Below are 25,138 nucleotides of genomic sequence, written 5' to 3'. Positions count from 1 at the left end.
ATCGCCGCAGCGGAGCGCACACGGCAGATGACCTACGACCTCAAGATCGAAGGCGGCACCATCATCGACGGCACCGGTCGCGCGGGCCAGCGCGGCGACGTGGGCATCAAGGACGGCCGGATCGTCGCGGTGGGGGACTGCGAGGGCTCGGCCGACGAGGTCCTCGACGCCCAGGGGGCGATCGTGATCCCGGGCTTCGTGGACATCCACACCCACTACGACGGCCAGGTCTCCTGGGATCCCGAGCTGGCCCCGTCGTCGCTGCACGGGGTCACCACCTGCGTGATGGGCAGCTGCGGGGTGGGCTTTGCCCCGGTGCACGCCAGGGATCGCCAGCGCATCATCGAGCTGATGGAGGGGGTGGAGGACATCCCCGGCTCGGCCCTCGCCGAGGGCATCACGTGGGGGTGGGAGAGCTTCGGCGAGTACATGGACGCCATCGACCGCTTCCCGCACGCGATCGACTTCGCGGTGCAGGTGCCCCACGACGTGCTGCGGGTGTACGTGATGGGCGAGCGCGCCGTCGCGGGGCAGGCCGCCACCGACGACGACATCGCGCGCATGCGGGCCCTGGTTCGCGAGGCGCTGCAGGCGGGGGCAGCGGGCTTCTCCACCGGGCGCACCGACAACCACCGCACGGCGCAGGGACAGCCCACCCCCGCGTCCGAGGCCACCGTGCGCGAGCTGACGGGCATCGCCGGCGCCTTCGAGGGCCTGGGCCACGGCGTGCTGCAGGCGGTCTCCGACTTCGATCTGCTGGTGTCCGACGACCGCTTCCACGACGAGTTCGACGTGATCGAGCGCATGGCCGCCGCCGCACCGGGGCACGGCACCTCGATCTCGCTGATGCAGCGCGATCAGTCGCCGCAGCAGTGGCGGTGGATCATCGAGCGTGCCGAGCGGGCGCAGGCTGCTGGCACCACGATTCGGCTGCAGGTCGCCCCTCGGCCGATCGGGGTGATGCTGGGGCTGCGGGCCACGTTCCACCCGTTCATGGGGTTTCCGTCCTACAAGGAGATCTCGGCGCTCCCGCTGGCCGAGCAGGTGGCGGCGCTTCGCGATCCGCAGCGGCGCGCGCGGATCCTGTCGGAGAAGACCGACAAGGTCGCGGGAGACGGCTCCTCGCTGCCTCCGCTGGCCGACATCCTCCTGGCCCAGATCGACATGGTGGCCAAGCGGCTCTATCGCCTCGGCGGCAAGGAGGGCGAGCGCCCCGACTACGAGCCCGACCCGCGGACGTGCCTGTGGGCCGAGGCCCAGGCCACCGGGCGCAGCATCCTCGAGGTGCTCTACGACGCCATGCTCGAGGACGAGGGCAGGGCGCTGCTCTACTTCCCGCTCTACAACTTCACGGGCCTCGACCTCGAGGCCGTGCACACCATGCTCACCCACCCGCTGGCGCTGCCGGGCCTGTCCGATGGCGGAGCCCACGTGGGCACGATCTGCGACGCCAGCTTCCCCACCTACCTGTTGTCGCACTGGGGGCGCGATCGGCCGCGGGGGCGGATCCCGCTCGAGCGGCTGGTCCAGTTCCAGACCCAGGACACCGCGCGCTTCATCGGCTTGCACGACCGTGGCACGATCGAGGTGGGCCGCCGTGCCGACCTCAACGTGATCGATCTTCCGCGCCTGGGCCTGCGCACGCCCCAGATGCAGAAGGATCTACCCGCGGGCGGACGACGGCTGATGCAGCGGGCCGATGGCTACCGCGCCACGCTGGTGGCCGGGCGCGTGGTCGCGCGCGAGGGCGTGCTCACCGGCGAGCGCCCCGGGCGGCTGGTCCGCGTAGGCCGGTCCTGAGCCCACCGGCGTTCTGCGGCGGGCCGGGGACGGTCGGGAACGGTCGGGAACGGCCGGGAACATTGGCAGGCGCGTGGGCGTCGGGGTTGGCCATGGAGCCCCCGGTGATGCCCCGTGCCCTGCGCTGGCTGCTGCTGGCGCTCGGAGCCCAGCTCGTCGTCGACCTGGCCACCCTGGCGCTGGGCGAGCCGCAGACCCCGATGACCACGGCGCTCGAGCTCCTGGCCCTGGTCGTGGATGCGGTGGTGCTGGGGATGCTGACGCGGGCCAACGAGGTGACCCGCACGCTGCTGCGCACGGCGGCGGCGGCCGGGATGGCGATCGACGCATGGATCCTGCTGGGGGTGCTGACCTGGGCTCCCCGCGACGCCGTGGGCCTGACCGCGCTGGTGACCTCCCTGGGTCTGGTGGGGGCGTCTGCGTTCGCGTGGGTCGTGCTCGGGCGCGAGGACGTCAAGGCGTGGATCTTCGGGCGGTGGCTGTGGCGGCAGGGCTTGCACGAGCCCGATGCCGCGCCGTCGTCGAGCTAGCAGCGACGGGTGACGTCGCTGCGCGGCTCGTGAGACGATCCGCGCAGCCCCCCGATGAAGCCCCTGCAAGACTTGGAGCACGCCCGGATCCTCGTGGTGGACGACGAGCCCGTGGTGGCCGAGAGCACGGCGGCGATCCTTCGCGAGCTCGGTCATGACGTCACGGTGGCGCACCGGTGGACCGACGCGCTGCGGGCCTTCGATCCGCTCGCCACCGATCTGGTGCTGATGGACGCGGTGATGCCCAACATGGACGGGCTCAAGCTCACCCGCCTGCTGCGGGAGCAGTCGCAGTCCTACGTGCCCACGGTGTTCCTCACCGGGCTGCGCACGGCCGAGATCCGGGCCCAGTGCGCCAACGCGGGGGCCGACGACTTCTTGACCAAGCCGGTGGATGCGCTCGAGCTGTGCGTGCGGGTCAAGGCGATGCTGAGGATCCGGGCGCTGACGCGCGCGCTGGAGGACAAGACCCGCGAGCTCGAGCGGACGGCCAGGACCGACCCCTTGACCGGCGTGGGCAACCGGAGGGTCTTCGACGAGCGCCTGGTGGCCGAGGTGGCCCGCTCGCGTCGTCACGGGCGCCCGCTGGCGCTGTTGATGTTCGACCTCGATCACTTCAAGCAGATCAACGATCGCCACGGCCACCTCGTGGGAGACGACCTGCTGTCGTTGTTCGGCACGATCCTCCGCGAGGGCCTGCGAGCCTCGGATCTGCCGTGCCGCTACGGGGGCGAGGAGTTCCTGCTGATCGCGCCCGAGACCACCGGGGAGCGAGCGCGGGCCGTCGCCGAGCGCATCCGACTCGAGTATCGCGCGCGCACGGCCGTGCGCGGCACCGTGGGGCCGCAGACGGTGTCGGTGGGGATCTCCGCCTCGGACGTGCTCGAGGTCGAGCTGTCGGAGCGCTCGCTCCTCGCTGCGGCCGACGAGGCGCTCTACCGGGCCAAGGCGCTGGGGCGAGATCGGGTGGAGCTGGGCTCGCGTCCCAACGACGCCGAGGTGTGAGCGCCGGGCGGTGCTCCGGGCTCACGGTGCAGGCAGCAGGGCCCTGGCCTCGGCGAGCCGCTCGGGCGCGTAGCCGGTGGGCTCGAGGAGCTCGACGCAGGCGCTCGCGTGGCGCGCCCGGTCGTCCGGGGTGGAGGCCAGCTTGGCGAGCGCGAGGTGGGCGAGGGCGAGATCGTAGCCGTTGCGATCGGAGCCCTCGAGGGCCTGCACGACCCTCTCGTAGTGCTCGCGGGCGGCGTCGGGGTGCCGCAGCGATCGCTCGACCTCGGCGAGCACCCGCAGCAGCGGCACCAGCTGCGGGGGGTCCACGTCGCCGCGGGCCTCGAGCTCGGCGAGCGCGGTCGTGAGGCGCTGGTGGGCCTGCTCGGCGCGTCCGAGCGCCAGCAGCGTGTCGGCGATCTGTGCCTGCGCCAGCGTGGCCTCGACCGCGTCGGGCAGCAGCCCTGCGCGTCGCTCGTGCAGCTCGAGCGCCTGCGGTCGGTCGCCGGCCCGGTCGGCAGCATCGGCGGCGTACTCGAGGATGACGGGGAGCTGGGGCTCGTCCTCGGCGACCCCGGCGACCCCGGCCCGCACGATCGCTCCGTAGCGCGCGGCGAGCTCCGACTCGCCGAGCATGGCGGCCACGGTCGCGGTCATCCCCGCCTCGGCGAGGGTCTGCGGGGCATGCTCGCCGTGCATCACGGCGGTGCGCTCGTGCACGTGGCGCAGCAGCGACAGCGCGCGACGGGGCTGCCCGGCCTGGGTCAGCATGACCGCGAGGTTGCGCTCCGCGCTGACGTACTCGGGGTTGTCCTTGCCCAGCGTGCGCTCGCGCAGCACCAGCGCGCGCTCCATCACCGCGAGCGCGCCCGGGAGGTCGCCGCGCTGGTAGATGGCCGGGGCCAGGTTGGTCAGCGCGCGCAGGGTGAGCGGGTGGTCCTGCCCGTGGACCGCGGTGTAGATCTCGACGGCCCGCTCGAACTCCACGATCGCACGGTCCCAGTCGCCCTGGCGGGCATACACGCCGCCGATGTTGTTGTAGGTGCTCGCGACGCGCGGGTGCAGCTCGCCATAGTGCGAGCGATAGATCTCGCGCGCATGCTCGAAGTGGGACAGCGCCCCGGGAAAGTCGCGGCGAGAGGCCGAGCCGTTGATCCCCTGCACGATCACGATGTCGGCGACCTGCAGGTGATCTCGGCCATAGAGCGACTCGGCCAGCGCACGCGCCTTGGCCAGGCGCTCGAATGCCTCGTCCCACTGCTTGCGGTCCTGGGCCAGCGCACCCACCTGGAATGCATGGTCCACCTGCACCGGCGGGCTGGCGTGCTCCATCGCACCCTCGGCGACGCGTACGAGCAGCTCGGCCTGGTCGAAGTGGCCCTGGACGCGGTGGCTGGCGATGAGCAGCGTGAGCGCCCGTGCGGCGCCCGACGGATCGGAGAGCCGGAGCGCCAGGGCGTGAGCCGCCAGCGCGGCCTGCTCGGCGCGCTCGTACTTGCGATCGTCGAGCGCGGCCTGGGCCTCGACCAGGCGTGCATGGGCCAGGCTGGTGGGATCGCCGAGCGCTTCGGCGTCGGCCACGATCCCATCGATGAGCGCCAGGCTCCCGGAGAAGTCGCCGACCTTGGCCAGGGTCTCGGCCTGCGCCACGCGGCCCTCGAGCGCGAGCGCAGCCTCGCGAGAGACGACGAGCTCGCCGCCCGAGGGGCGCTGCGGCTGGAGGCAGCTGGCCGGGGGCGGCAGCGCGGCGACGAGCTCGGCCGCATGCAGGATCACCGCGTCGTCGGCCTGCTGGAAGCTCGTGCTCACCGCGGTCACGCGGCGGAGCTGGCGGTCGAGGCACTCGAGCGCCGCGCCGGCCTGGTCGATCGAGCGCTCGCCCCGGTCGAGCGAGGCGCGGCAGGCCTCGCCGCGTTGCTCGGCCCAGCGGCGCAGGTAGGCATCGAGCCCGTCTTCGACCTCGCGCAGGGCCGGGCGGGCGAATGGTCGCTCGTTGCGCCCAAAGCTCGCGGCCACGCGCGCGCGCACGTCGTCGTCCCACGTGCCGACGAAGTGATCCGGGGGCAGCGCGCACGGGTCCTCGCGGGCCCCGGCCCCGACCCCGACCGCGATGCCGTAGCCGCCCGCCATCAGCCCCACCGTCAGACCCGCCCCCATCAGCCAGCGACGCCGGCGCGCGATCGGATCGTCGGCCAGCGTCCGAAGCAGCGCATCCATGTCGGGGTAGCGGTGCTCGGGTCGAGGCTCGAGCCCGCGGGCGATCCGGGCGCCCAGCCAGGCCGGCACCGAGGGATCGGCGGGCACCCTGGGGCGCTCGAGCTTGGCCGCGGCCAGCTCCTTCATCGATGCGCCGTGGTGGGGGTGATGACCGTAGAGACACCGCCAAAGCGACACACAGAACGCATACTGATCGGCGCGGGCGTCGATCGCCTGGCTCAGGTGCTGCTCGGGCGCGATGTAGGCCGGAGTCCCCACGAGGGGCTCGCCGTCGCCGTGCAGGCGGTCGAGCAAGGTGGCGAGGCCGAAGTCCAGCACGCGAATGCGGCCGTCGTCGCCAAAGCGCAGGTTCTGGGGCTTGAAGTCGCGATGGACCATGCCCAGGGCATGCGCCGCGGCCAGGCCCTGGCCCGCCGCGAGGAACACCGGCAGCACCTCCTTCCAGCCGCGGTGGTGGGCGGGGTCCTCGATCCAGTCGATGAGCGCAGGGCCTCCCAGGTGCTCCATCACGATGTAGAGGCCGTCGAGGGGGCGCCCGTCGGTCGCGTGCAGGGGCCCCACGTCGTGGATCGCCACCACGTTGGGGTGCGCGAGCTTGGCGGCCATCCTGGCCTCCTCGAGCAGCACGCGCGGATCGTGGGTGGTGCTGCCCATGGTGCCCGTGCCGTGGCGACGCAGCAGCTTGATGGCGACCTTGCGATCGAGCTCGGGATCGTAGGCCGCCCGCACCACCCCGAACGCGCCCTGGCCCAGCCGGTTGAGCAGGAGGTAGCGGTCGACGTAGCGGAGCTCCTCGTCCCACTCGGAGCGGGCCGAGGGGGAGAGCGCGGGCAGGTCGGTGTCGCTGCCTTCGGTGACGATGGTGGCATCGTCGTCGCCGTCGATCGATTGCACCGGGGCCGGGCTCCTTCAGCGCGGGTCGAGCTCGAGCAGTGCGAGCACGGCCTGCAGCACGGCGGGCTCCTGCGCGGCATTGAAGTGCTTGGCGTCCGGCACGACCCGTACCTCGGCGTCGATCCGCTGCTCGAATTGCTGCGCGGTGGTCGTCGCGTTCGCGGTGAACGGATCGTTGGTGGACACCAGCAGCATGCGGCGGCGGGCGGCCGTCCGCACCCGATCCCAGTCGAAGGGCGTCTCCATCCAGGGCACGAGGGAGGGCCAGGGCTCGTCGACGGACCACCATCCCGCGACCAGCAGCAGCGCGCCGACCGTGGTGCCGGTCGGGAGCTGAGCGATCGCCCGCATCGCCGCCTGGGCGCCCACGCTGTGGCCGAGCACGAGGGTGCGCTCGGGACGGTGCTCGGGGTGGAGGCGCTCGCGTACGGCGGCGACGGTGGCCTGCAGATCGGGGGCGCTCGGCGGCTGCAGGGGCGCCACGTCACGCTGCGGCAGCACGCCGCGCTCGGCCAGCTCGGCCCGCAGCCACGGGTAGTAGTCGCTGTCCTCGTGGCCGCTCCCTCGAGGGACCAGCAACAGGCGATCGAGTGTCGCAGGCGTGGTCATGCATCGTGGAGTCTCGCACGATCGACGGCCGAAACGCGGAGGCGTGCCTCGGAGCTGCGCTACGGGGCAGCATGCCGGGGGCGCGATCGCGCGGTCAGCCCGGCACGCGGCGGATCGATTCCGGCGGTACCACCACCATGGGCTCGGCTAGGATGCCCATCATGACGACGCCGGTCGCGATCATCCTCGCCGCGGGCAAGGGCACCCGCATGGTCTCCGACTTGCCCAAGGTCCTGCACCGCATGGCCGGGGAGCCGCTGGTGGCCTACCCCATTCGGGCGGCGCGCGAGGTCGGTGCGTCCACCGTCGTGCTCGTCGTGGGCTATCGAGAAGCCCTGGTGCGCCAGGAGGTCGGCGAGCGGTTCTCGGTGGACGAGGGCTGGCTGCGCTTTGCGACGCAGGCCGAGCAGCTCGGCACCGGGCACGCGGTGATGTGCGCCCTGCCGGCGCTCGAGGGCATCGACGGCACCGCGCTCGTCCTCAGCGGCGACGTGCCGCTCTTGCGCGAAAAGACCCTGCGCGCGCTGGTGGAGCGCTGCGAGGCGACCGCGGCGGGGCTGGCCCTCACGACCTTCGAGCCGCCCGATCCCACCGGCTACGGCCGGATCCTTCGCGATGCCGACGGGCGCGTGGTGGCCATTCGGGAGCATCGCGATGCCACCCTGGCCGAGCGAGCGGTGGGCGAGTGCAACGCGGGGACCTACGCCGTCGGGCTCGAGCACCTGCGCGCCGATCTTCCCCGTGTGCAGCGGAGCAACGCCCAGGGGGAGATCTACTTGACCGATCTGGTCGAGCTCGCCGCGGCGCGGGGCGAGGTGGCGGCGCTGCGCATCGATCCGCTGGAGGCGGCGGGGGTCAACACGCCGCAGCAGCTCGCGGAGCTCGAGGCGGCGGCGCGCGCCCGAGGCTGAGTCGTGGTCGCTACCGCCGGCGGGCGGACGCCCGGGTCGCCTCGGCCACCACGCGGCGCAGCTCCTGGATGTCGAACGGCTTCTCGATGAACGCCATGCAGCCCGCCTCGAGCGCCTGGGCCCGCTCGTCCTTCATCACGCTGGCGCTGATGGCGACGATCGGCAGGCCCTGCAGGCGCTCGTCGGCCTTGAGCATGCGGGCGAGCTCCAGGCCCGGCATCGCGGGCAGATCGAGGTCGAGCAGCACCAGCGCCGGCGGGTCGGCCTGGATCATCGCCCAGCCGGCCTCGCCCGAGGTGGCTTGCTCCACGACGTAGTCGCCGTGCGCCTCGAGGACCTTGCGGACGAGCACGAAGTTGGCGGGGTTGTCCTCGACGTAGACGATGCGCATCGGCTCGCGCGCGCATGATACCAAGCGACCGGCCCAGGCGGGTCCTGCGGTGCCCGAGCCCCTGGACGCGCGACGTGCGGTGGACCGCAGTGTACGACCCGATGGTCGAGTATCCTTGGCGGCTCGTGTGCGCTCGCCCCCGCCGCTGCCAGGCCGATTCGGCCCCGGGATCCCCCGCCGACGACGGATCTCGTGCGCGCCGAGCCCGGAGGTCGACATGGCTCGGGCTGGCGATCTCGCTCGCGGGAGGCGGGCTCGGGCTGGGCTCGGCCCGGGCCGGTGAGCTCGAGCCCTCGCCGGTGGAAGACCAGGCTCGCGTGCTCCGCATCCACCGAGTGGTGATCACCGGCCGCGAGCAGGTCTCCGAGCGCCAGGTGCTCACCATCCTCGAGCGCGAGGGGCTGGTGGCGGGCACGGATCTCCTGTGGCCCGAGGACGAGCGCGTCGAGCGGGTCCGCGACCGCCTGCGCGCCACCGGCTACTTCAAGCGGGTCACCCTGCGCGTGGAGCCGCGGCCACGGAGCGACGAGCGGGTCGACCTCTACGTCGACGTGGTCGAGCGCAGCACGGTCTCGGTCGCCGACGTGTACCTCGGCAATTCTCGGCTCACCCCGTTTCGTGGCGGCATCGCCCTGACCGAGCGCAATTTCCTGGGCCGCGGGGTGCTGCTGGGCGGGGCGCTCATCTGGGGGACGCAGCCGCGGGTCGACCGGTCGCGACGCCAGCAGGCCTACAAGGTGTTCGCCGAGGCGCCGCGCCTGCTGTCGGCGCCGCTGGGGCTTCTGGCCAGCGGATGGTTCATCTCGGCGAGCGAGCCCTATCGGGTGGCCGGAGCCGAGGACGATCCCGATCCCGCGCTGTTTCGGACCTTCGAATACGATCGGATCGGCGGCCAGGTGGGGGTGAGCTTCCCCGTGACGCCGCGGCTCGAGCTCGCGGGCGACTACACGTTCGAACGCGTGACCGCATTCTTGCCCTCGGCTCCCATGCGGGTCGACGAGTCCGGTCGGCTGCACGCGCTCGAGCTCGCGATGCGCGACGGAACCCATCGCCACACCTCGGTCGACTTCGGCCTCACCTACGACGGCCGCGACGAGCTGTTCCTGGTGGGCAAGGGGGGACGCTTCGCGATCGACGTGCAGGCCTCGTCGCCGGCCACCGGCTCGCAGTACGAGTACATCAAGATCGTGGCCGCCGGCGCCTACAGCCTGCGCCTGCCCTGGCGCCACTGGCTGACCCCCAGCGTCTCGGGAGGCCAGATCTCGGGGCACGCTCCGCTGTTCGAGCGCTTCTACTCCGGCGACCTCTCGGCGTGGACCCCGGGGCGCGAGCAGGGGCTGCGCTACTCCACGCGCAACCCGATCGACGTGTTCGGCACGGGCATCGACGCGCGCGAGTACGGCAACCTGTTCGGCCGGGTCGACCTCGAGTACGCATGGCCGCTGTTTCGGCGCACCCGCACCCGCGGGGTGTACGGGGGCGACCTTTACCTCTCGCTGGGCGTGTTCACGCTGGTGGGCGACGACGCCGAGCGTGCGCGTCGACGCGAGGCGGGGGAGCGGGTGGCCCCGGTGGGCGCGGCCGGGGATCTGGGGCTGCGGCTGGACACGGCGCTGGGCACCTTCAGCATCTCGGTGGGCAACGTGCTGCGGAGGACGCCGCTTTGAGCCGGGGCGTGCGGCGACGGACGCTCTTGCGGGGGGTGCTGGGGCTGCCGGCCGCCGCGTGGCCGCTTGCCCCGCTGCTGCCCCCGCTCTTGGGGTTTGCGCGTCCGGAGACGCTGGTGCAGCGCTCGGCCGAGTTCGCCGAGATCGGCAACTCGATCCAGATGACGCTGGCCCTGCCCACGCTCATCCGCGACAACGATCTCGAGGCGCTGGCCTCGATCGACTCGGGCTTCGACACGACCATCGAGACCACGCTCAAGGTGTGGGAGCACGGCACCCGACAGCTCGTGGCCACGCGCACCATCGTGGTCAAGCTGCGCCGCGACCCGTGGCAGAAGAACTACCTGCTGCGCACCAAGGGCAGCACCGGCTGGATCAAGCGCAGCTTCTCGGAGCGCGCCGAGGCGATCGAGGCCGCGGTGACCCTCGACGGGGTCAAGGTGTGCTCGGCCTCGCTGCTCGAGCGCGGCGGTGAGGCCGGCCCGTTCTACTTCGTGGAGGTGCTCGCCATGCGCAACCCGCTGCGGGTGCAGCGTGGCGGCGGGGGCGGCACCGAGACCCGCCGCGGCCAGGGCCGCGATGCCGAGTGGTTCCGCCGCCTGGTCGAGACCCTGGCCGGCGAGCGTGCGCGGGCCGAGCAGGTCGTGCACGTGCGCACCAACCCCTTCTTCCTGCTGCCGCGATGAGCGAGTCGCCGCGATGAACGAGCCCCGCCTGCTGTCGCCGATCCCCTGGTGGGGCCGCCTCGGAGTCCGAGTGACGGTCGCGCTGGTGGTGCTGGGCGTGGTGAGCGTGGGGGCCTCGCTCTACCTGGCGCGGCTGTCGGTCGAGTACTTCGACGCCCGCCTGTTCGAGGCGCTCGAGCAGTCGCGCGAGCTGGCCGAGGAGGTCGAGCCCGTGCACCACGAGCTGGTCGACGCTCACATCGCGGCCTTCGAGGCGCGCGCCCAGGTCTTTGCCCTGAGCCTGCCGGCCTCCCCCGAGCCCGCGGCCGCGCTGCAGGACCGGCTCGAGCGAGAGCCCGACGTGCGCGCCCTCGGGCTGAGCGGGCCCGATCGGGCGCCGGTGGAGGTCGGGCGGCCGCTCGCGACCGCCGACGATGACCCGCCCGAGACCTACGAGGTGCTCGTGCCCGTGCCCCAGCAGGGCAGGGGCGCCCGGCTGCGGGTGGAGTTCGACATCGACCCCGCCATCGATCGCCGCTACCAGGCGCTGGGCGAGCGCAAGCGAGAGATCGGGCAGCAGCGCAGCTCGCAGGCCGAGCTCGAAGGTGCGGTGGTCCAGGTGGTCGCGGGCGCCGGGGTGCTGGTGCTGCTGCTGGCGATCGCAGCCGGGGCGCTGGTGGCCCGGGCCACCACCCGCAAGGCGACCGCGCTGTCCCGGGCGATGGCGCGCGTGGCCGAGGGCGACCTGCAGGTGCGCGCGCAGGCCCGTGGCCGCGACGAGCTGGCCTCGCTGGCGCGGGCGTTCAACCTCATGCTCGACGAGCTGGCGCAGGCGCAGGTGCGCGTGGCCTACCTGCAGCGGATCGGCGCCTGGCAGGGCATGGCGCGGCGCATCGCCCACGAGATCAAGAACCCGCTCACCCCGATCCAGCTCGCGGTCCAGCAGCTGCGCGACAAGGATCCCGGGCTCGACCCGCGGTTCTCGGCCTTGTTGCGCACGTCGGTCGAGATCGTGGAGGACGAGGTGGAGGGCCTGCGGCGCATGGTGAGCAGCTTCTCGCAGTTCGCCAAGGTCCCCGAGGTGCGCCCGAAGCCCGAGCCGGTGTCGCGGGTGCTGCGGGAGTTCGAGCGCGCCTACGGGCACTTGCACGACGACGAGGGCGGCCGGCTCGACGTGGAGATGCCCAGGGACGACGTGGTGATCGCCGCCGATCGGCAGCTGCTCAAGCAGGCGCTGGTCAACCTGGTCGAGAACGCGGTGCTGTCCGCCCGCGAGGTCGCCCCGGGGCAGGTGCACGTGGCGGTGGGGGTGTCGGTGGAGGCCGGCTCGGTCGTGCTGCACGTCGACGACAACGGGCCGGGGATCGAGCTGCAGCGGCGCGAGCGGGTGTTCGAGCCCTACGAGACCTCGCGCAAGTCGGGCACCGGGCTGGGGCTGGCGATCGTCAAGAAGATCGTGCTCGATCATGGCGGCGAGATCTGGATCGATGGCTCGTCGCTCGGAGGAGCGCGCTTCTGCCTGCGGTTGCCCCGGGTGCGCGACGAGGGGTAGCGTGAGGCCGGCCCGATCATGAGTCCGATCATGAGCCCGAGCACGAACGAGACCGCCGCCCCCGAGGAGATCGAGATCGTCACGCCCGCGCTGCGGCTGGCCGCGCGCGCGTGGGGGCCCGCCGACGGGATCCCCACGCTGGCGCTGCACGGCTGGCTGGACAACGCGGCCTCGTTCGACGGCCTGGCGCCGCGGCTGCCGGGCTTGCGCCTCGTGTGCCTCGATCTGCCCGGTCACGGGCTCTCCGAGCACCTGCCCGCGGGCGGCAGCTACGCCTTCATCGACATGGTGGGGCACGTCCATGGTGCGCTGACGGCCCTGGGCTGGGAGCGCTTTTGCCTGCTGGGACACTCGCTGGGCGCGGCCATCGCCTCGGTGCTCGCGGGGGCGATGCCGGGGCGGGTGCAGCGGATGGCGCTCATCGAGGGTCTCGGGCCGCTGTCCGAGGAGCCCAAGCACGCCGCCGAGCGCCTGACCAAGGCGCTGCGCGACGAGGCGCGCAAGCGCGGCCGGATGACGACGATCCACCGCACCCGTGAGGACGCGGTGCAGCGGCTTCGGGCCGCGATGACCCGGATCGATCACGAGAGCGCCCGAACGCTGGTGTCTCGCGGTCTTCGCGAGGTCGAGGGCGGCTTCACCTGGCGCAGCGATCCGCGGCTGCGGCTTCCCTCGCGGGTACGCTTGACCGAGGATCAGGTGCTGGTGCTGCTGCGAGCGATCGAGTGCCCCACGCTGCTGGTGCGCTGCGGCGACGGCTACCCGTTCGCCCCCACGGCGGCCAGCGCCCGTGTGGCGGCGCTGCGCGACGCCACGATGGTCGAGGTTCCGGGCGGGCACCACGTTCACCTCGATGATCCCGAGCCGGTCGCGGCGGCCGTGGCGGCGCACTTGGGTGCCCTCGAGCCTCGCGATCCCGAAGGCGCAGCGAGAGTAGGCTAGGCTCGCCAGGCGATGGCCAAGCCGACGGTGTTCCACATCCCCGTGTGTCCGTTCTGTCAGCGACTGGAGATCCTGCTCGAGCTCAAGGGGCGGCGTGACGAGGTGGACTTTCACGTCGTCGACATCACCCAGCCGCGACCGCAGTGGCTGCTGGACAAGACCCGGGGCACGACCGCGCTGCCGGTGCTCGAGACGAGCGACGGGCGGATCCTCAAGGAGAGCCTGGTCATCCTCCAGTACCTCGAGGACGTGCACGTCGAGCCTCCCGTCGCCCAGCGCGACCCGTATCGACGCGCGGTGGAGGGCATGCTCGTGCGCATGGAGGGGGACTTCACCACGCAGGGCTACCGCTTCTTGATGAACCAGGACCCCGACCGCCGCGCGGCCCTCGAGCAGGCCATGCTCGAGCAGTACGGTCGGCTCGGCGACTTCCTCGCCGAGCACGCGCCCGCCGGTCCGTTCCTGTTCGAGGCCTTCGGCTGGGCCGAGGTGGTGTTCACGCCGATGTTCATGCGCTTTTGGTTCCTCGAGTACTACGAGGGCTTCGCCTTGCCCGACGCGCCCCGCTTTGGGCGAGTGCGCGAGTGGGTCGACGCCTGTCTGGCGCATCCGTCGACGCAGCAGGTCGGCAAGGAGCAGATCGTCAAGCTCTACTACGACTACGCCAAGGGAGCGGGCAACGGCGCGCTGCTCCCGGGACGCTCGCGCTCGTCGTTCGCGTTCGAGCCCGACTGGCGCTCCCGCCCCTGGCCGCCGTCCGACAAGTACGAGCACAGCGCAACCGACCAGGAGCTGGGACTCTGACACGGCGCTCCAGGTGCTCGCCGCAGTGCGGCCCAGGTCGCCTGAACTCGTGCCTCGTCATCGTCGGGTGGCGGCGCGCCCAGGCGCCACCCGAAGGCCAGCAGCTCGCATGCCCGCCGCCATGACTCGGCGGGAGACAACGGCGCCTCTCGTCGCGCTCGACGATCGCGGGTCTCCGCGGCGCGCATGTTCTCGACCCAGCGGCGCAGGACGGTCCCAGAGAACGACGCGTTCATCGTGCACGAGCACGACGCCTACCCTCGTGGCTCGCGACCGCTACGCTCGCGTGAGCGCGCGGCTCGCCAGCGGCGGGGCATTGAGCGCATCGACCGGACGAGGCCGTCCCATGGCCGCGCGAGCGATGCGCGCCTCGCCGTGCGGTATCATCCGGTCGGGCCGTCGCCCCAAGGCCGCACGCGACGCGAGCGCTCGATGCTCCCGTACTTCAACACCTCCGGCCCCTGCATCCCCGGCGAGCACTACATGCTGCCCCCCGAGCGGAGGCTGGAGCACGTGCTCGAGCTCATCGAAGGCCGGCGCTTCTTCACCCTGCACGCAGGGCGCCAGACCGGCAAGACCACCAGCGCGATGTGGCTTGCCGATCACCTCGAGGCCAGCGGTCGCTGGCACGCGCTGTGGGTCGACCTCGAGACGGCCCGCGAGACGCCCGACGTGACGGAGGCGATGACGGCGATCCTCGCGGCCTTCGAGCGTGCGCTGGCGTTTCGCCACCCGCAGCGGCCCCGGCCCGAGGCCGACGAGCGCGCCGCGATGCTGTCCACGCCCAAGAGCGCGCTGCTCGCCTACCTCACCCACCTCGCCGGTCGCTCACCGCTGCCGCTGGTGCTCTTGCTCGACGAGGCCGACGGGCTGGTCGGCGAGGCCATGGTCTCGTTCCTCACCCAGCTCCGCCACGGCTACATCGAGCGCAGCAAGGTGCCGTTCCCGGCCAGCGTGGTGCTGGTGGGGCAGCGGCAGGTGCGGGACTACGCGCTGCACGAGGAGGACCGCAAGGCCCTGACGTGGCTCGGGACCACCTCGCCGTTCAACATCACCGCCGAAGCCACCACGCTCGGGCCGTTCTCCGAGGCGGAGGTCGGCGAGCTGCTGCAGCAGCACACCACGACCACCGCGCAGCGGTTCTTGCCCGAGGCGATCGACCGGATCTGGGAGCTGGGCCGTGGGCACCCGTGGCTGACCAACGCGCTCGCCGATCAGATCGTGCGACGCGACGTCAAGGACCGCGCGGTGGAGATCACGGCCGAGCACGTGGAGGCGGCGAAGGAAACCATCATCCTCGAGCGCCGCACCCACATCGACTCGTTGGTGGCCCGCCTTCGAGAGGATCGGGTACGGCGGATCCTCGCGCCGATGCTGGCGGGCGGCTCCGTCGAGGGCGGTACCCTCGACGACGACTTCGCCTACGTGCTGGGACTGGGGCTCGTGCGCCTCGAGCGAGGGCACTGGGTCATCGCCAACCCCATCTATCGGGAGGTCGTCCCGCGCGCGCTCACCTTTGCACGCCAGGGGCAGATCTACCTCGAGCCCAGCGCCTTCGTGCGACCCGACGGCTCGCTCGATCTGCCCCGGCTCATGGCCGACTGGCAGGTGTTCTGGCGCGAGGACGGGCACCTGGCCGCCGAGGGCTTTGGCTACCGCGAGGCCGGGCCGCACCTGATGCTCATGGCGTTCTTGCAGCGCGTGATCAACGGCGGCGGGAAGATCCAGCGCGAGTATGGGCTCGGGCGACGGGCGCTGGACCTGGCGGTGGAGTGGCGGGGGCAGCGACATGCGATCGAGGTGAAGATCCGGCGGGGGACGGTCACCGAGGAACGAGCGCTCGACCAGGTGACGGACTACCTCGACCGGCTCGGGCTCGAGGAAGGCTGGCTGGTGATGTTCGACCTGCGCTCGACGGCGAGCTGGGCGGAGCGGCTGACGATGCGGGAGGTCGAGCACCGCGGCAAGCGGGTGCACGTGGTGGGGTGCTGACTTCCGCGTCGGCCGAGCCCCGCGGTACACTGTCGAGCATGCGAATCGCGAACTGGCTGTCACTGTTCGCCGTGGTCGCCATGCTGCTCGCCAGCGGCGGAGTCTGGGCGGGCGAGCTGAAGATCGGGGTCGAGCCGCTCGAGGTCGACGGCTCGGGCAAGCTCACCGATGCGGGCCGGGCCGCGGCGGTCACCGAGGTCGAGGCGGCGCCCGGCAACGAGGCGTGGTCGATGCACCTCCACGCGCAGATGGACAAGCGCGCCGCCGTGGGGCCGCTCTACGTCGAGATCTACCGCGAGCGCAACGGCACGCAGCTGGTCGCCTTCCGCAAGGAGTACCCGGACTACGATGGCGCTCGCTACGTCGACATCGATCTCACGCTCGAGCGCTACGATGGCTTCGCCCCCGGCCAGACCGTCGAGATCGCGTTCGTGCAGGAGGTCGCGGGCCGCACGGTGAAGTGGGCCAAGAGCCCGCTGACGCTGCTGGCCAGCTCGGTGCCGGAGGAGCCCGAGGAGCAAGCACCGGCCGAGGACGGCGAGGACGGCGAGGACGAGGAGAGTGAGGACGAGGACGACGAGGCCGAGCAGGCCGCAGCTCCACCGCCGCCCGCCGCGGCACCCGAGCCGCCCCCGGTGACCAGCACCAAGCGCGGATGCCACCTGGGTGGCTCCGAGCCTCCGGCCTGGCTCGCTTTCGTGGCCCTGCTCGGCCTGCGACGGCGCCGGGCCTGACCTCGCCGAGCCCAACGCTCGCCGCACGATGGCCCGCGCGGCTCTTGGCGCTCAGCCCGCGAGCACCATCAGCTGGACGTTGCCCACCATCAAGAGCCCACCGAACGGCACGCACTGCCCGGGTCGGACCCGCACGAAGGTGCCGTTGGAGCTGCCGAGGTCCTCCAGATAGACCGTGCTCCCCTCGCGCATGATCCGGCAGTGCCGCGCCGAGACGAACGCATCGTGGGGGAACACGATGTCCCCCTGCTCGCGACCGATGGTGAGCACGTCGCGGTCGAGGAGCACCACCTCCGGGGTGGGCGACTGGTGGCGGAAGATGGCCAGCTGCCCCCACGCATGGGCCACGCCCGTGGCGCGCCCGAGCACGAGCCGCGCCTGGCCGATCTTGATCTCGGTGCCGTCCTGCACCGCGACGGTGCCGGTGACCTTGGCGTGCGCGCCGTTGGGGCGGCCGAAGTCGTCCACGACCACCCCGCCCGCCGCGGGGAAGATCCGGGCATGCACGGCGTCCGGATCGTCGGGCCAGTGCTCGCCTGGCTGGCGCCCCATGTCGAGGAACGACCAGGGCTCCACGCGGCGCTCGGCGACCGGCTCGCCCCGCCACCCCAGCATCACCAGCCGCACGGGGATCACCCCCGGCACGGAGCCGTCCCACTCGTGGGACTCCGGAGGCTGGGGCGCGGGGGCCACCATCGTCCGGTCCGGGTTCGGATCGCCGGTGTCGGCCACCGGCGCCGGAGCGGCCTGGGCGGTCGGCTGAGGCTTGGACACCACCGTGCGATCCAGCTCTCCCGGCCCTGCGTCGGCGCGCGGTCCCGGAGCGCCCTGACCCTGGCCCTGGCCCTGGCCCGGAGCCGGAGCCGGAGCCACCTGGGTCACCGGACCGGCGGGCGGCTGCGGTCGTGCGCCGCGTTCCGCTTGCTCGACGAGCCCCTTGCGCTCGAGCTTCTTGCTCGGCGGACGCACGGTGATCGTCGCCTCCAGGTCCTCGAACTCCTCGATGAACTCGCTGGGATCGAGCTCGTGGGTCTCCCCGGCGACGAGCTCGTCCGCGGTCGCCGGGAGCTCCGCCGTGAAGCTCCGCCTGGGCGGCTTGGGCGTGGCCACCACGGGCGCGACGTCGCTGGGCTTGCTGAAGGCCGGCGAGGACACCACGCGGGGCGCCCGGGGGCGCTTGGCGTGCAGCGGGCACGGGGGCACGGGCCCCTCGTGGTCGGGGGCCGCCTCGTCCTCGTGCCAGGGCTTGGCCTGGTAACCGTACATCGGCTTGAACACCTTGTTCTGCAGATCGTCGCGGAAGAACAGCGGTGAGGCCGAACCGGCGATGGGGGGCACCAGCCACGACCAGTCCCCGAACACCTCGCGCCCCGCGGCCGTCTCCTGCTTCTCGAACTCGAGGAAGTACTCCCCCATCGAGTGGTGATCCTGCATGCGCACGCCGTGCTTGCGGTACGAGTGCAGCACCGCCACGTTCAGCTCGATCTGCGCGCGGTCGCGCCACAGCGTCGACGCGTGGCTGCGATCGAGGCCCAGCCGGTCGGCGATGACGGGCAGCATGTCGTAGCGATCGACGTCGCTGAAGTTGCGGGCGCCGATCTCCGTGCCCATGTAGAACCCGTTGAACGGTATGGCGCGGTAGTGCACGCCGCCGAGGTCCAGCGACATCTCGCTGACGGCCGGCACCGCGTACCACCGCAGCCCCAGCTCGGCGAACCACGGCAGGGTGGGGTGCTCGATCGGCACCTCGAGGCAGACCTCCGGGGTGTGCGGCAGCGAGAACCACTTGGGCGGCGCATCGCCGATGCGGATGATGATGGGCAAGAGGTCGAAGCGCGTGCCCTTGCCCCGCCAGCCCAGCTCCATGGCGATCTCGGTCAGCTCCGCGTTCGCGGGATCGCCGATGAAGCTGCCGTCGGGCTGTCGATAGCCGGCGTAGCGCAGGAGCTGGCTGTTGTAGAGCCGGATGATGGGCGGGCCGGGGCGGAACACGGTGAGCACCGACAGCAGGTCGCCGCCGTTGGTGGCCCGTCGCAGGTGCTCGACGATCGCCTCGAAGATCTGCTCCTCGGTCTGCAGGTGTCGCATGTCGCGGACCTGCAGGCCCTCCCAGAAGAACCGCCCGATGCAGCGCGACGAGTTGCGCCAGGCCAGGCGTGCGCCGTGGGTGAGCTCCTCGATGGTGTGCCGGTAGGTCCCGGTCGTCGCGACCTCCTTGCGAACCTCCTCGAGCCGGGCAGGGAGCTCGTCGGCTCGCCCCGTCTCCTCGTAGATCTGGGTCAGCGCCAGCTCCGCCTCGCGCAGCAGCGGCCAGCGCCCGCTGAGATCGAGGAAGAACGAGTCGTGCTGCACGCGGGTCTGATCGCCGACCGGCTCCGAGGCGGCCTTGCCCCGCTTGCGCTCGAGGTCGAGGACCTCGCCCTCGTCGTTGACGTTGGAGCTGAACACCTCCACGCGGACCGCCTCGTCGGGCCACCTCGCGTCGCGGAGATGACCGCGAACCTCGTCGAGGAAGCGCTCGGGCCCGCACACGAAGGCCACCGCACCCGGTACGTACCCGTAGTACCGAGCGACGACGTCGCGGCCGAGGCGGCCGCCCTGGGAGGTGCAGCGACGGGTCCAGCTGATGTGATCGTGGCGCTCGTCGAGCTGCTCGAGCTCCCGCGCGAACACGAAGTCCTCGGGCCGCCGCGCCGACCAGTCGATGTGCAGGCGACGGCGCCGGGGATCGGCGACGAGCGTGCGGGCCAGCGCGATGCCGGGCGTGATGCCGATGCCGCCCGCGAACATGTAGATCGGCCCCTCGTCGGTGTCGCGCAGGTGGTACTCGCCGGCCGGCTCCGACACGCGCAGCAGCGACTCGCGGTTGGCCTGGTCGGCCAGCCAGCCGCTGAACAGCCCCAGCTCCTCGCGCTTGACCACCACCTCGTAGGGGCCCATCTGGCCCCCGGGGCTCACCAGCGTGTACGCCCGCGTGACCCAGCGTCCCTCGATCCGCCCCTGCAGCACGACGTGCTGCCCCGCGCGGGAGGCCACCGGAGGGCTCTCCACGGGGACGACCCGCAGCCGCACGAAGCGCTGCGCCAGCGTCTCCAGGGCCAGCACCTCGGCCACGTGGAGCTTGGGCGAGCCGAGCATCTCCTCGACCACGGGAGTACAGCCGCCGCAGATCGCGGTGGCGCCCGTGCGGTCGACGATCTGGGGCAGGCTGCGGCAGCCCTGCTCGATCACCTCGAGCAGCGTGCTGCGGCGCACGCCCGCGCAGCTGCACACGACCTCGTCGGGCTCGCCCGCCTCGTTGGCCTGGTGCGGCTCGAGCGTGCCGAGCTCCCGGAACAGCGCGCGCTCCCATGCGTGCAGGCGGCGCTGCCGGAACAGGTCGCCCATGGCCCCGCGCATGCCCTCCCACTGGCCCCGGCACGCCAGCCCGATGAGCCGGCCGTCGAACAGCTCGAGCGTGCGCTGCTCGTCGCCGCGGTTGAACGCGATCATCTCGGTGGCACCATTGAGCGCCCAGCGGGCCTCCACCGCGCTGCCGTCCTGGGTGCGCCGCGTGTGCAGCTCGCCGCCGTCGATCGTCTGCAGGCGGCTGACCGTGGCCGGCTTGGCCAACAGCTCGTCGCTCGGGCGCCAGCGCAGCGTCTGGTAGTCCGGATCCCCGAAGTACGTCTCGTGCATGGTCAGCAGGCCACGCCCGGGCAGGATGAACAGGTTGACGAACGAGAGCGCGTGCTCGCGCAGCGAGTCGAGGGGATCGAGCCGACCCTGCCACACCGGATCGCTGTCGACCGACTCCGTCTTGAGCAGGTGCGCAGACTCGGCGGCGGCGCGCCGATAGGGCACGCCGGCCTCGGCCCACTGCCGCCGGATCATCGCGGGGGGCAGCGGGAGATAGGACACCTTGCGGGGCACGCTGGCCAGCGTGTCCTCGAGCAGCTCGTCGAGTCCCGCCGAGAACTCGGAGGCATTGATCGCGCCGTCGCCATCGCGGTCGGCCGCCCGGACCACGCGCTCGGCCTCCTCGCGGGGCGTGCCCATGGTGGTGAGGAAGCGGACGACCTTCGCGACCTCGATCCTCCCCTTGCCCTCCCGGTCCATCTCGCGCATGCGCAGCAGCGTGAAGGTATGGGGGTCGAGCGTCTCCACGAGCAGGCGGCCGAGATCCTCGGCCAGCTTCGGGCCGTCGCAGCGTCGCGGGCCGTGCAGCGAGATGTCGCGAGGGCCGCCCGAGCGGGTCCAGCCGATCACGGCCTGTGCCACGTCCGCCCAGGCCACGAACGGGATTGCGCCGCGAAGCGGCAGGCTCAGGATCCCGTTGGTCCGGACCCCGGCCCGCGCGCGAAGCAGCAGCTCCGTGGGGGGTGCGTGGCGCAGGATGGACGTGGCGCCGACCTTGTGTGCCGCTCGGGCGCAGCTCTCCGCGTAGGGCGTTCGCGGACCGTAGTCCGGGCGCACCAGCAGCACCTCGGTGCTCGGCGGCAGCTCGGTCGAGGCCAGGCGGGCGTCGGCCGAGCCCACGTCGTCGTAGCCCAGGAGCACCACGACCCGATCGCCGGGCGCGAGCTCCGGCGGGCCGTAGAACGTCCCCGCCGCATCGACGGCGGCCGCGATGGTGTCGAAGGCTGCATGGGAGCGATTGGCAATGAGGGCGGTACGCATGGGCGTGGTCGCTTGCCCGAAGTACCGCAGACGCTGGCGATTGACAGCGAAAAAACGCCTGGAGGGGTACGGAACGGTGTACCCGTTGGCTTGGCGGCGTTTGGAAAGGACGGGAGCGGCTCAGCGTCGCTCGATCCACCACGCCGATCGGTCGGCGCTGCGCATGCACTCGGGATCGGGAACCCCATCCGAGCCAGCGGCGTGGTGGCAGTAGAGCTGCTCGCCATCGAGGCGGTAGCGCCCCGCCATCAGCTCCATGCGTCGCATGAACGACAGCCACGGCCCCGGGTCCTCCACGGTGGGCTCCACGTGCAGCTCGAACGCCTGCTGCTTGCCGGCCTCGGTGATCTCGAAGCGGTGGCGGTAGCGAACGTCTCCCCCTCCACCCACGCGATGGATCTCCTGCTCGGGGCGCTCGGGGAGCTCGGGGCGCTCGGTCGACACGAGGGCCTCGGTGCGCAGCGCCGCGAGCTCCAGCCACAGCGGCTCCGCGACCTCGGGCAGCACGACCGAGGGGGTGGCGCCGGGCTCGTCGACCTTGTCGCGTCCGAACCACAGCACATCGCCGCGGGCGTCGAGCCACAGGTCGTAGCGCGCGCACACGTCGTCGAGGCAGGCGTGGGTCTCGATCGAGATCGACCACGCGGTGGTCGTGGGCACGGCCTCCTCGGCCGGGGGCGGCGTGGCCGAGGTGCAGGCGGCCAGCAGGAGCGCGAGCGCGAGCCCGCGTCGGAGGATGGACTGGCCCATGGTGACCCGTCGATGATGCGCGAGCACTCTGCGTCATTCCACCCCGAGGACTCGAGCCCGTGCTACCGTCGTCTCGATGGTCGTTCGGAGCACGGTCGTGGCGGTCTCGCTTGCCACCATGGGCTGCTCCCGCCCCAATCCTGCCTTCGGCGACACCGAGTCGGTCGGGGTCGAGACCGATGGCGATGGGCCCACGGTCACCGCGTCGGAGGCCGGGGGCGATCCGTCGGGCGGCCCGGCGGGCGCGACTTCGCCCGACTCGGAGACCTCGAACCCGACGGCCGACGACGGCTCGACCACCACGGGGTCACCATCGGAGACCGATGCTCCCACGGACCACGCCGTGTTCGTCTACCAGGGGCCGGTCACCCACGGCGGCATCGCCACCCTGTCCCCTGACTCTGGGCTCGACCCGGCCCGAGTGTCCTGTGTGGCCGCGGGGGTGTCAACCTTTCCCGACCTGTGCTCGAGCGCCGAGCGCACCGCATCGCTCGTGCGGTCGTCGGGGCGGATGATCGACGATCTGGTCGCACGCGGAGTCCCCACCACGCGACCGATTCGGAGCCCCGCGGGTGACCTGGTCGCCGTCGATCTCGACACCTGGATCGAGTCGGGGCCCGAGCAGCCACTGATCGAGACGCCGAGCATCTTCGTGGGCAACGCGGTGCCGTTCTGGACGGGAGGGCGAGAGCCCAGCGATCCCAACTGCATGGAGTGGACGGCGGGGATGGTGGCCCCGAGCCGGGAGTTCGGGACGATCGGCAGCCAGCACGTCACCGATGGATCGTGGCTCCCGGCGGATCTGCAGGCCTGCAACTCCACGGCCGCGATCCTGTGCCTGTGTTGGTGAGGCTCCGTGCGCCCGAGCGTGCGCCCGAGCGTGCGCCCCAGCGTGCGTCTGGTCCCGGCGCTCCGTCCGGCTCGTCCGTCCGGACCGCCGAGTCTTGCGACGTTCGCCGCTTGCTTCGTTCGCCTCCGTGCTAAGGTGAGCCACTTCGAGGCCCCAGTTTGACCGGATCACGCTCGGCCGCCGAGACGTCCTTGGCCGCAATGAAGGAGCTGCTGGAGCAGACTCGACGACTGTCGGGTCGCGCCTTCCTCGATCGGCTCGCGGTCGGGCTCTCGACGCTGCTGGACGGGGCCCTCGTGGTGATCGGCCGCTTGTCCGACGATGCGCGGAGCGTCCACGCAGAGCCCAGCGCGCGGATGGGTGAGCTCGAGCCCGCCATCGACTACGATCTGGTCGACACCCCCTGTGCCCACGTCGTGGGCGCGCAGATCCGGTACTTCGAGGGCGACGTCGTCGAGCGATACCCGCACGATGCCTTCCTCGAGGACGGCGGCTTCGTCTCCTATGTCGGGTGTCCCATGTTCGACTCCGAGGGGCACCCGTCCGGGCTGCTGGCGGCGTTGTCGACCACGCACCTGAGCCTGAGCGACGCCGAGCTCGCCCTGTTCGAGGCCTTCGCCCTGCGCGCGGGTGCAGAGACCGAGCGCGCCGCGGCGGTCGAGGCGCGCCGAGCCTCCGAAGATCTGTTTCGCGAGATCATCGACCAGCAAGCCGAGATGATCTGTCGCTTCTCCCCCGACGGCACGGTCACCTTTGCGAATCGGGCCTACCTCGAGACCTTCGAGATCACCAAGGAGGACCTCGCCGGCTTCGACTACACCCCGAGGATCCATCCCGACGATCGGCAGCAGGTGCGGGATTGCCTGTCCAAGATCCGACCCGGTGAACCCCAGGTGGTCGAGAACCGCATCCTCCGGGCCGACGGCAGCACGATGTGGGCGCAGTGGACCATCATCGGCCTCTATGACGACGAGGGCAGGCTCGTGGGGTTCCAGTCGGCCGGGCGCGACGTGACGACCGCCAAGCTGGCCCAGCAGCGCCTTCGTGAGGCGCACGAACTCAAGGACCGATTCCTGGCGATGCTGGCCCACGAGCTTCGCAATCCGCTGGGAGGAATCTCCAACGCTCTGGCGGTGCTGGAGCTCGGCGCCCAGCAGGGGCCCCGTGAGCTCCGCGCGCTCGCGATCGCCAAGCGTCAGGCCCAGCAGCAGGCGCGCCTGCTCGACGACCTCCTCGACCTCTCACGCATCACGCGAGGGCGGATCCAGCTGCGCAAGGTCGGCCTGCCCCTGTTCGAGACCGTGCGCGAGGTGGTCGAAGCCAAGCGACCAGCGTTCGCCGCGAAGTCGCAGTCGCTGCGGATCGAGCTGCCCGCCGAGGAGGTCGAGGTCCACGCCGATCGGGTGCGCCTCGAGCAGGTCATCGCCAACCTGCTCGACAACGCCTGCAAGTACACGCCCGACCACGGCTCGGTGAGGGTGGAAGGCCGGATCCTGCCCGACGCGGTCGCGCTTCGGTTCGTCGACAGCGGGTGCGGCGTGCCCCCCGAGATGCGGGAGAAGATCTTCGAGATGTTCCAGCAGCATCGGCCGGAGGAGCGACCGTCCTCGGGCCTGGGCATTGGGCTCACGGTCGTGCGCGAGCTCCTGGCGCTGCACGGGGGCTCGATCGACGTGGAGAGCCCTGGCGAGGGACAGGGCAGCACGTTCACGATCCGGCTGCCGATCTCGTCGGCACCCCGCGCACCGGGCCCCGTGCCGGTCTCCCCCTCGCGAACGGGAGGCGCCTCGCACCGCATCCTGGTCGTCGACGACGACCACGACGCCGCGGACATGCTCACCGAGCTCTTGCGGGCGTGGGGCCACCAGGTCACCACGGTCTACGATGGTGAAGCCGCCCTGCGGGTCGCGTGCGTCGATCCGCCCGAGCTGGTGCTGATGGACATCGCGATGCCGGGCATCGATGGATACACCACGGCCCGTCGGCTGCGTGCAACGGGTCCGGGCGCGGGGATGAGGCTGGTGGCGCTCACCGGCTTCGGGCAGCCCGCTGACGTCCACCGGGCCCGCGAGGCCAGCTTCGATCATCACCTGACCAAGCCGGCCGATCATGCGGTCCTTCGCGCGTTGATCGCAGGGCTCGACGCACGGCGAGCCTCGTGAGCGCGCAACGGGGCCCCGTGCGTCG

General features: G+C 71.9%; 18 protein-coding genes. 13 read left to right on the top strand and 5 right to left on the bottom strand.

The window, feature by feature from the left end; genetic code table 11:
• Positions 1-27 precede the first annotated feature (27 nt).
• The 3 genes from OEB96_RS08955 (at position 28) to OEB96_RS08945 (ending at position 3,335) form a co-directional block, all read left to right on the top strand.
• Entirely contained in the window at positions 28-1,800 is a 1,773-nt protein-coding gene (locus OEB96_RS08955; RefSeq protein ID WP_266215082.1) for an N-acyl-D-amino-acid deacylase family protein, read from the top strand.
• 104 nt (positions 1,801-1,904) lie between these two features.
• On the top strand, positions 1,905-2,330 hold the full coding sequence (locus OEB96_RS08950) for a hypothetical protein (protein ID WP_266215081.1): 426 nt from the start codon (positions 1,905-1,907) through the stop codon (positions 2,328-2,330).
• Positions 2,331-2,384: 54 nt separating this feature from the next.
• On the top strand, positions 2,385-3,335 hold the full coding sequence (locus OEB96_RS08945) for a diguanylate cyclase (RefSeq protein WP_266215080.1): 951 nt from the start codon (positions 2,385-2,387) through the stop codon (positions 3,333-3,335).
• A gap of 21 nt (positions 3,336-3,356) precedes the next feature.
• Here OEB96_RS08945 and OEB96_RS08940 read toward each other — a convergent pair whose 3' ends face one another.
• Both OEB96_RS08940 and OEB96_RS08935 read right to left on the bottom strand, forming a co-directional pair.
• Positions 3,357-6,425 (bottom strand): serine/threonine-protein kinase, encoded by a 3,069-nt coding sequence (locus tag OEB96_RS08940; protein WP_266215079.1) that lies wholly within the window; start codon positions 6,423-6,425, stop codon positions 3,357-3,359.
• A 15-nt stretch (positions 6,426-6,440) separates the two neighbouring features.
• The gene (locus OEB96_RS08935; RefSeq protein WP_266215078.1) at positions 6,441-7,034 is read right to left on the bottom strand and encodes an alpha/beta hydrolase; all 594 of its coding nucleotides are present in this window, start codon (positions 7,032-7,034) and stop codon (positions 6,441-6,443) included.
• 161 nt (positions 7,035-7,195) lie between these two features.
• Between OEB96_RS08935 and OEB96_RS08930 the strand changes: the two genes are divergently transcribed.
• On the top strand, positions 7,196-7,945 hold the full coding sequence (locus tag OEB96_RS08930; protein WP_266215077.1) for a sugar phosphate nucleotidyltransferase: 750 nt from the start codon (positions 7,196-7,198) through the stop codon (positions 7,943-7,945).
• Between the two features lie 10 nt (positions 7,946-7,955).
• On the opposite strand, the gene OEB96_RS08925 is transcribed toward OEB96_RS08930, so the two are convergent.
• Positions 7,956-8,336: a response regulator gene (locus OEB96_RS08925; RefSeq protein ID WP_266215076.1), complete on the bottom strand. Its 381-nt coding sequence runs from the start codon at positions 8,334-8,336 to the stop codon at positions 7,956-7,958.
• A gap of 125 nt (positions 8,337-8,461) precedes the next feature.
• On the opposite strand from OEB96_RS08925, the gene OEB96_RS08920 reads away from it, so the two are divergent.
• From OEB96_RS08920 to OEB96_RS08890, 7 genes are all read left to right on the top strand, one after another.
• Complete coding sequence (locus tag OEB96_RS08920) at positions 8,462-10,003, top strand: BamA/TamA family outer membrane protein (protein WP_266215075.1); 1,542 nt, start codon at positions 8,462-8,464, stop codon at positions 10,001-10,003.
• A gap of 8 nt (positions 10,004-10,011) precedes the next feature.
• The gene (locus OEB96_RS08915) at positions 10,012-10,689 is read left to right on the top strand and encodes a hypothetical protein (RefSeq protein ID WP_266215074.1); all 678 of its coding nucleotides are present in this window, start codon (positions 10,012-10,014) and stop codon (positions 10,687-10,689) included.
• Positions 10,690-10,702: 13 nt separating this feature from the next.
• Complete coding sequence (locus tag OEB96_RS08910; RefSeq protein ID WP_266215073.1) at positions 10,703-12,220, top strand: sensor histidine kinase; 1,518 nt, start codon at positions 10,703-10,705, stop codon at positions 12,218-12,220.
• A gap of 30 nt (positions 12,221-12,250) precedes the next feature.
• Positions 12,251-13,162, top strand: a complete 912-nt coding sequence (locus tag OEB96_RS08905; protein ID WP_266215072.1) for an alpha/beta fold hydrolase — start codon at positions 12,251-12,253, stop codon at positions 13,160-13,162.
• Between the two features lie 12 nt (positions 13,163-13,174).
• Positions 13,175-13,966 carry a glutathione S-transferase family protein gene (locus OEB96_RS08900; protein ID WP_266215071.1) on the top strand — a complete coding sequence of 264 codons (792 nt, stop codon included), beginning with the start codon at positions 13,175-13,177 and terminating at the stop codon, positions 13,964-13,966.
• A 432-nt stretch (positions 13,967-14,398) separates the two neighbouring features.
• A complete protein-coding gene (locus OEB96_RS08895; RefSeq protein WP_266215070.1) occupies positions 14,399-15,958 on the top strand; it encodes an ATP-binding protein in 1,560 nt (519 codons plus the stop codon).
• A 38-nt stretch (positions 15,959-15,996) separates the two neighbouring features.
• On the top strand, positions 15,997-16,692 hold the full coding sequence (locus OEB96_RS08890; protein ID WP_266215069.1) for a hypothetical protein: 696 nt from the start codon (positions 15,997-15,999) through the stop codon (positions 16,690-16,692).
• 51 nt (positions 16,693-16,743) lie between these two features.
• Here OEB96_RS08890 and OEB96_RS08885 read toward each other — a convergent pair whose 3' ends face one another.
• Together OEB96_RS08885 and OEB96_RS08880 are read right to left on the bottom strand one after the other, a co-directional pair.
• Positions 16,744-21,351, bottom strand: coding sequence for a nitric oxide synthase oxygenase (locus tag OEB96_RS08885; protein WP_266215068.1), 4,608 nt, complete (start codon positions 21,349-21,351; stop codon positions 16,744-16,746).
• A gap of 120 nt (positions 21,352-21,471) precedes the next feature.
• Positions 21,472-22,101, bottom strand: a complete 630-nt coding sequence (locus tag OEB96_RS08880) for a hypothetical protein (RefSeq protein WP_266215067.1) — start codon at positions 22,099-22,101, stop codon at positions 21,472-21,474.
• A gap of 76 nt (positions 22,102-22,177) precedes the next feature.
• Here OEB96_RS08880 and OEB96_RS08875 point away from each other — a divergent pair, with 76 nt between their 5' ends.
• On the top strand, positions 22,178-22,951 hold the full coding sequence (locus tag OEB96_RS08875; protein ID WP_266215066.1) for a hypothetical protein: 774 nt from the start codon (positions 22,178-22,180) through the stop codon (positions 22,949-22,951).
• A gap of 200 nt (positions 22,952-23,151) precedes the next feature.
• Positions 23,152-25,113: a hybrid sensor histidine kinase/response regulator gene (locus OEB96_RS08870; protein ID WP_266215065.1), complete on the top strand. Its 1,962-nt coding sequence runs from the start codon at positions 23,152-23,154 to the stop codon at positions 25,111-25,113.
• Positions 25,114-25,138 lie beyond the last annotated feature (25 nt).

This window comes from Paraliomyxa miuraensis, assembly GCF_026337845.1.
Classification (GTDB): Bacteria; Myxococcota_A; Polyangia; order Nannocystales; family Nannocystaceae; genus Paraliomyxa; species Paraliomyxa miuraensis.
Note: the sequence above shows the minus strand (reverse complement) of the source record. Positions and strands in the feature narration are given on the sequence as shown.

Bases quoted from the DNA above. Each gene is read 5' to 3' on its own strand.
- OEB96_RS08955 (WP_266215082.1), top strand. From the start codon at position 28: ATGACCTACGACCTCAAGATCGAAGGCGGCACCATCATCGACGGCACC.
- OEB96_RS08945 (WP_266215080.1), top strand. From the start codon at position 2,385: ATGAAGCCCCTGCAAGACTTGGAGCACGCCCGGATCCTCGTGGTGGAC.
- OEB96_RS08935 (WP_266215078.1), bottom strand. From the start codon at position 7,034: ATGACCACGCCTGCGACACTCGATCGCCTGTTGCTGGTCCCTCGAGGG.
- OEB96_RS08930 (WP_266215077.1), top strand. From the start codon at position 7,196: ATGACGACGCCGGTCGCGATCATCCTCGCCGCGGGCAAGGGCACCCGC.
- OEB96_RS08925 (WP_266215076.1), bottom strand. From the start codon at position 8,336: ATGCGCATCGTCTACGTCGAGGACAACCCCGCCAACTTCGTGCTCGTC.
- OEB96_RS08910 (WP_266215073.1), top strand. From the start codon at position 10,703: ATGAACGAGCCCCGCCTGCTGTCGCCGATCCCCTGGTGGGGCCGCCTC.
- OEB96_RS08905 (WP_266215072.1), top strand. From the start codon at position 12,251: ATGAGCCCGAGCACGAACGAGACCGCCGCCCCCGAGGAGATCGAGATC.
- OEB96_RS08900 (WP_266215071.1), top strand. From the start codon at position 13,175: ATGGCCAAGCCGACGGTGTTCCACATCCCCGTGTGTCCGTTCTGTCAG.
- OEB96_RS08895 (WP_266215070.1), top strand. From the start codon at position 14,399: ATGCTCCCGTACTTCAACACCTCCGGCCCCTGCATCCCCGGCGAGCAC.
- OEB96_RS08890 (WP_266215069.1), top strand. From the start codon at position 15,997: ATGCGAATCGCGAACTGGCTGTCACTGTTCGCCGTGGTCGCCATGCTG.
- OEB96_RS08885 (WP_266215068.1), bottom strand. From the start codon at position 21,351: ATGCGTACCGCCCTCATTGCCAATCGCTCCCATGCAGCCTTCGACACC.
- OEB96_RS08880 (WP_266215067.1), bottom strand. From the start codon at position 22,101: ATGGGCCAGTCCATCCTCCGACGCGGGCTCGCGCTCGCGCTCCTGCTG.
- OEB96_RS08875 (WP_266215066.1), top strand. From the start codon at position 22,178: ATGGTCGTTCGGAGCACGGTCGTGGCGGTCTCGCTTGCCACCATGGGC.
- OEB96_RS08870 (WP_266215065.1), top strand. From the start codon at position 23,152: ATGAAGGAGCTGCTGGAGCAGACTCGACGACTGTCGGGTCGCGCCTTC.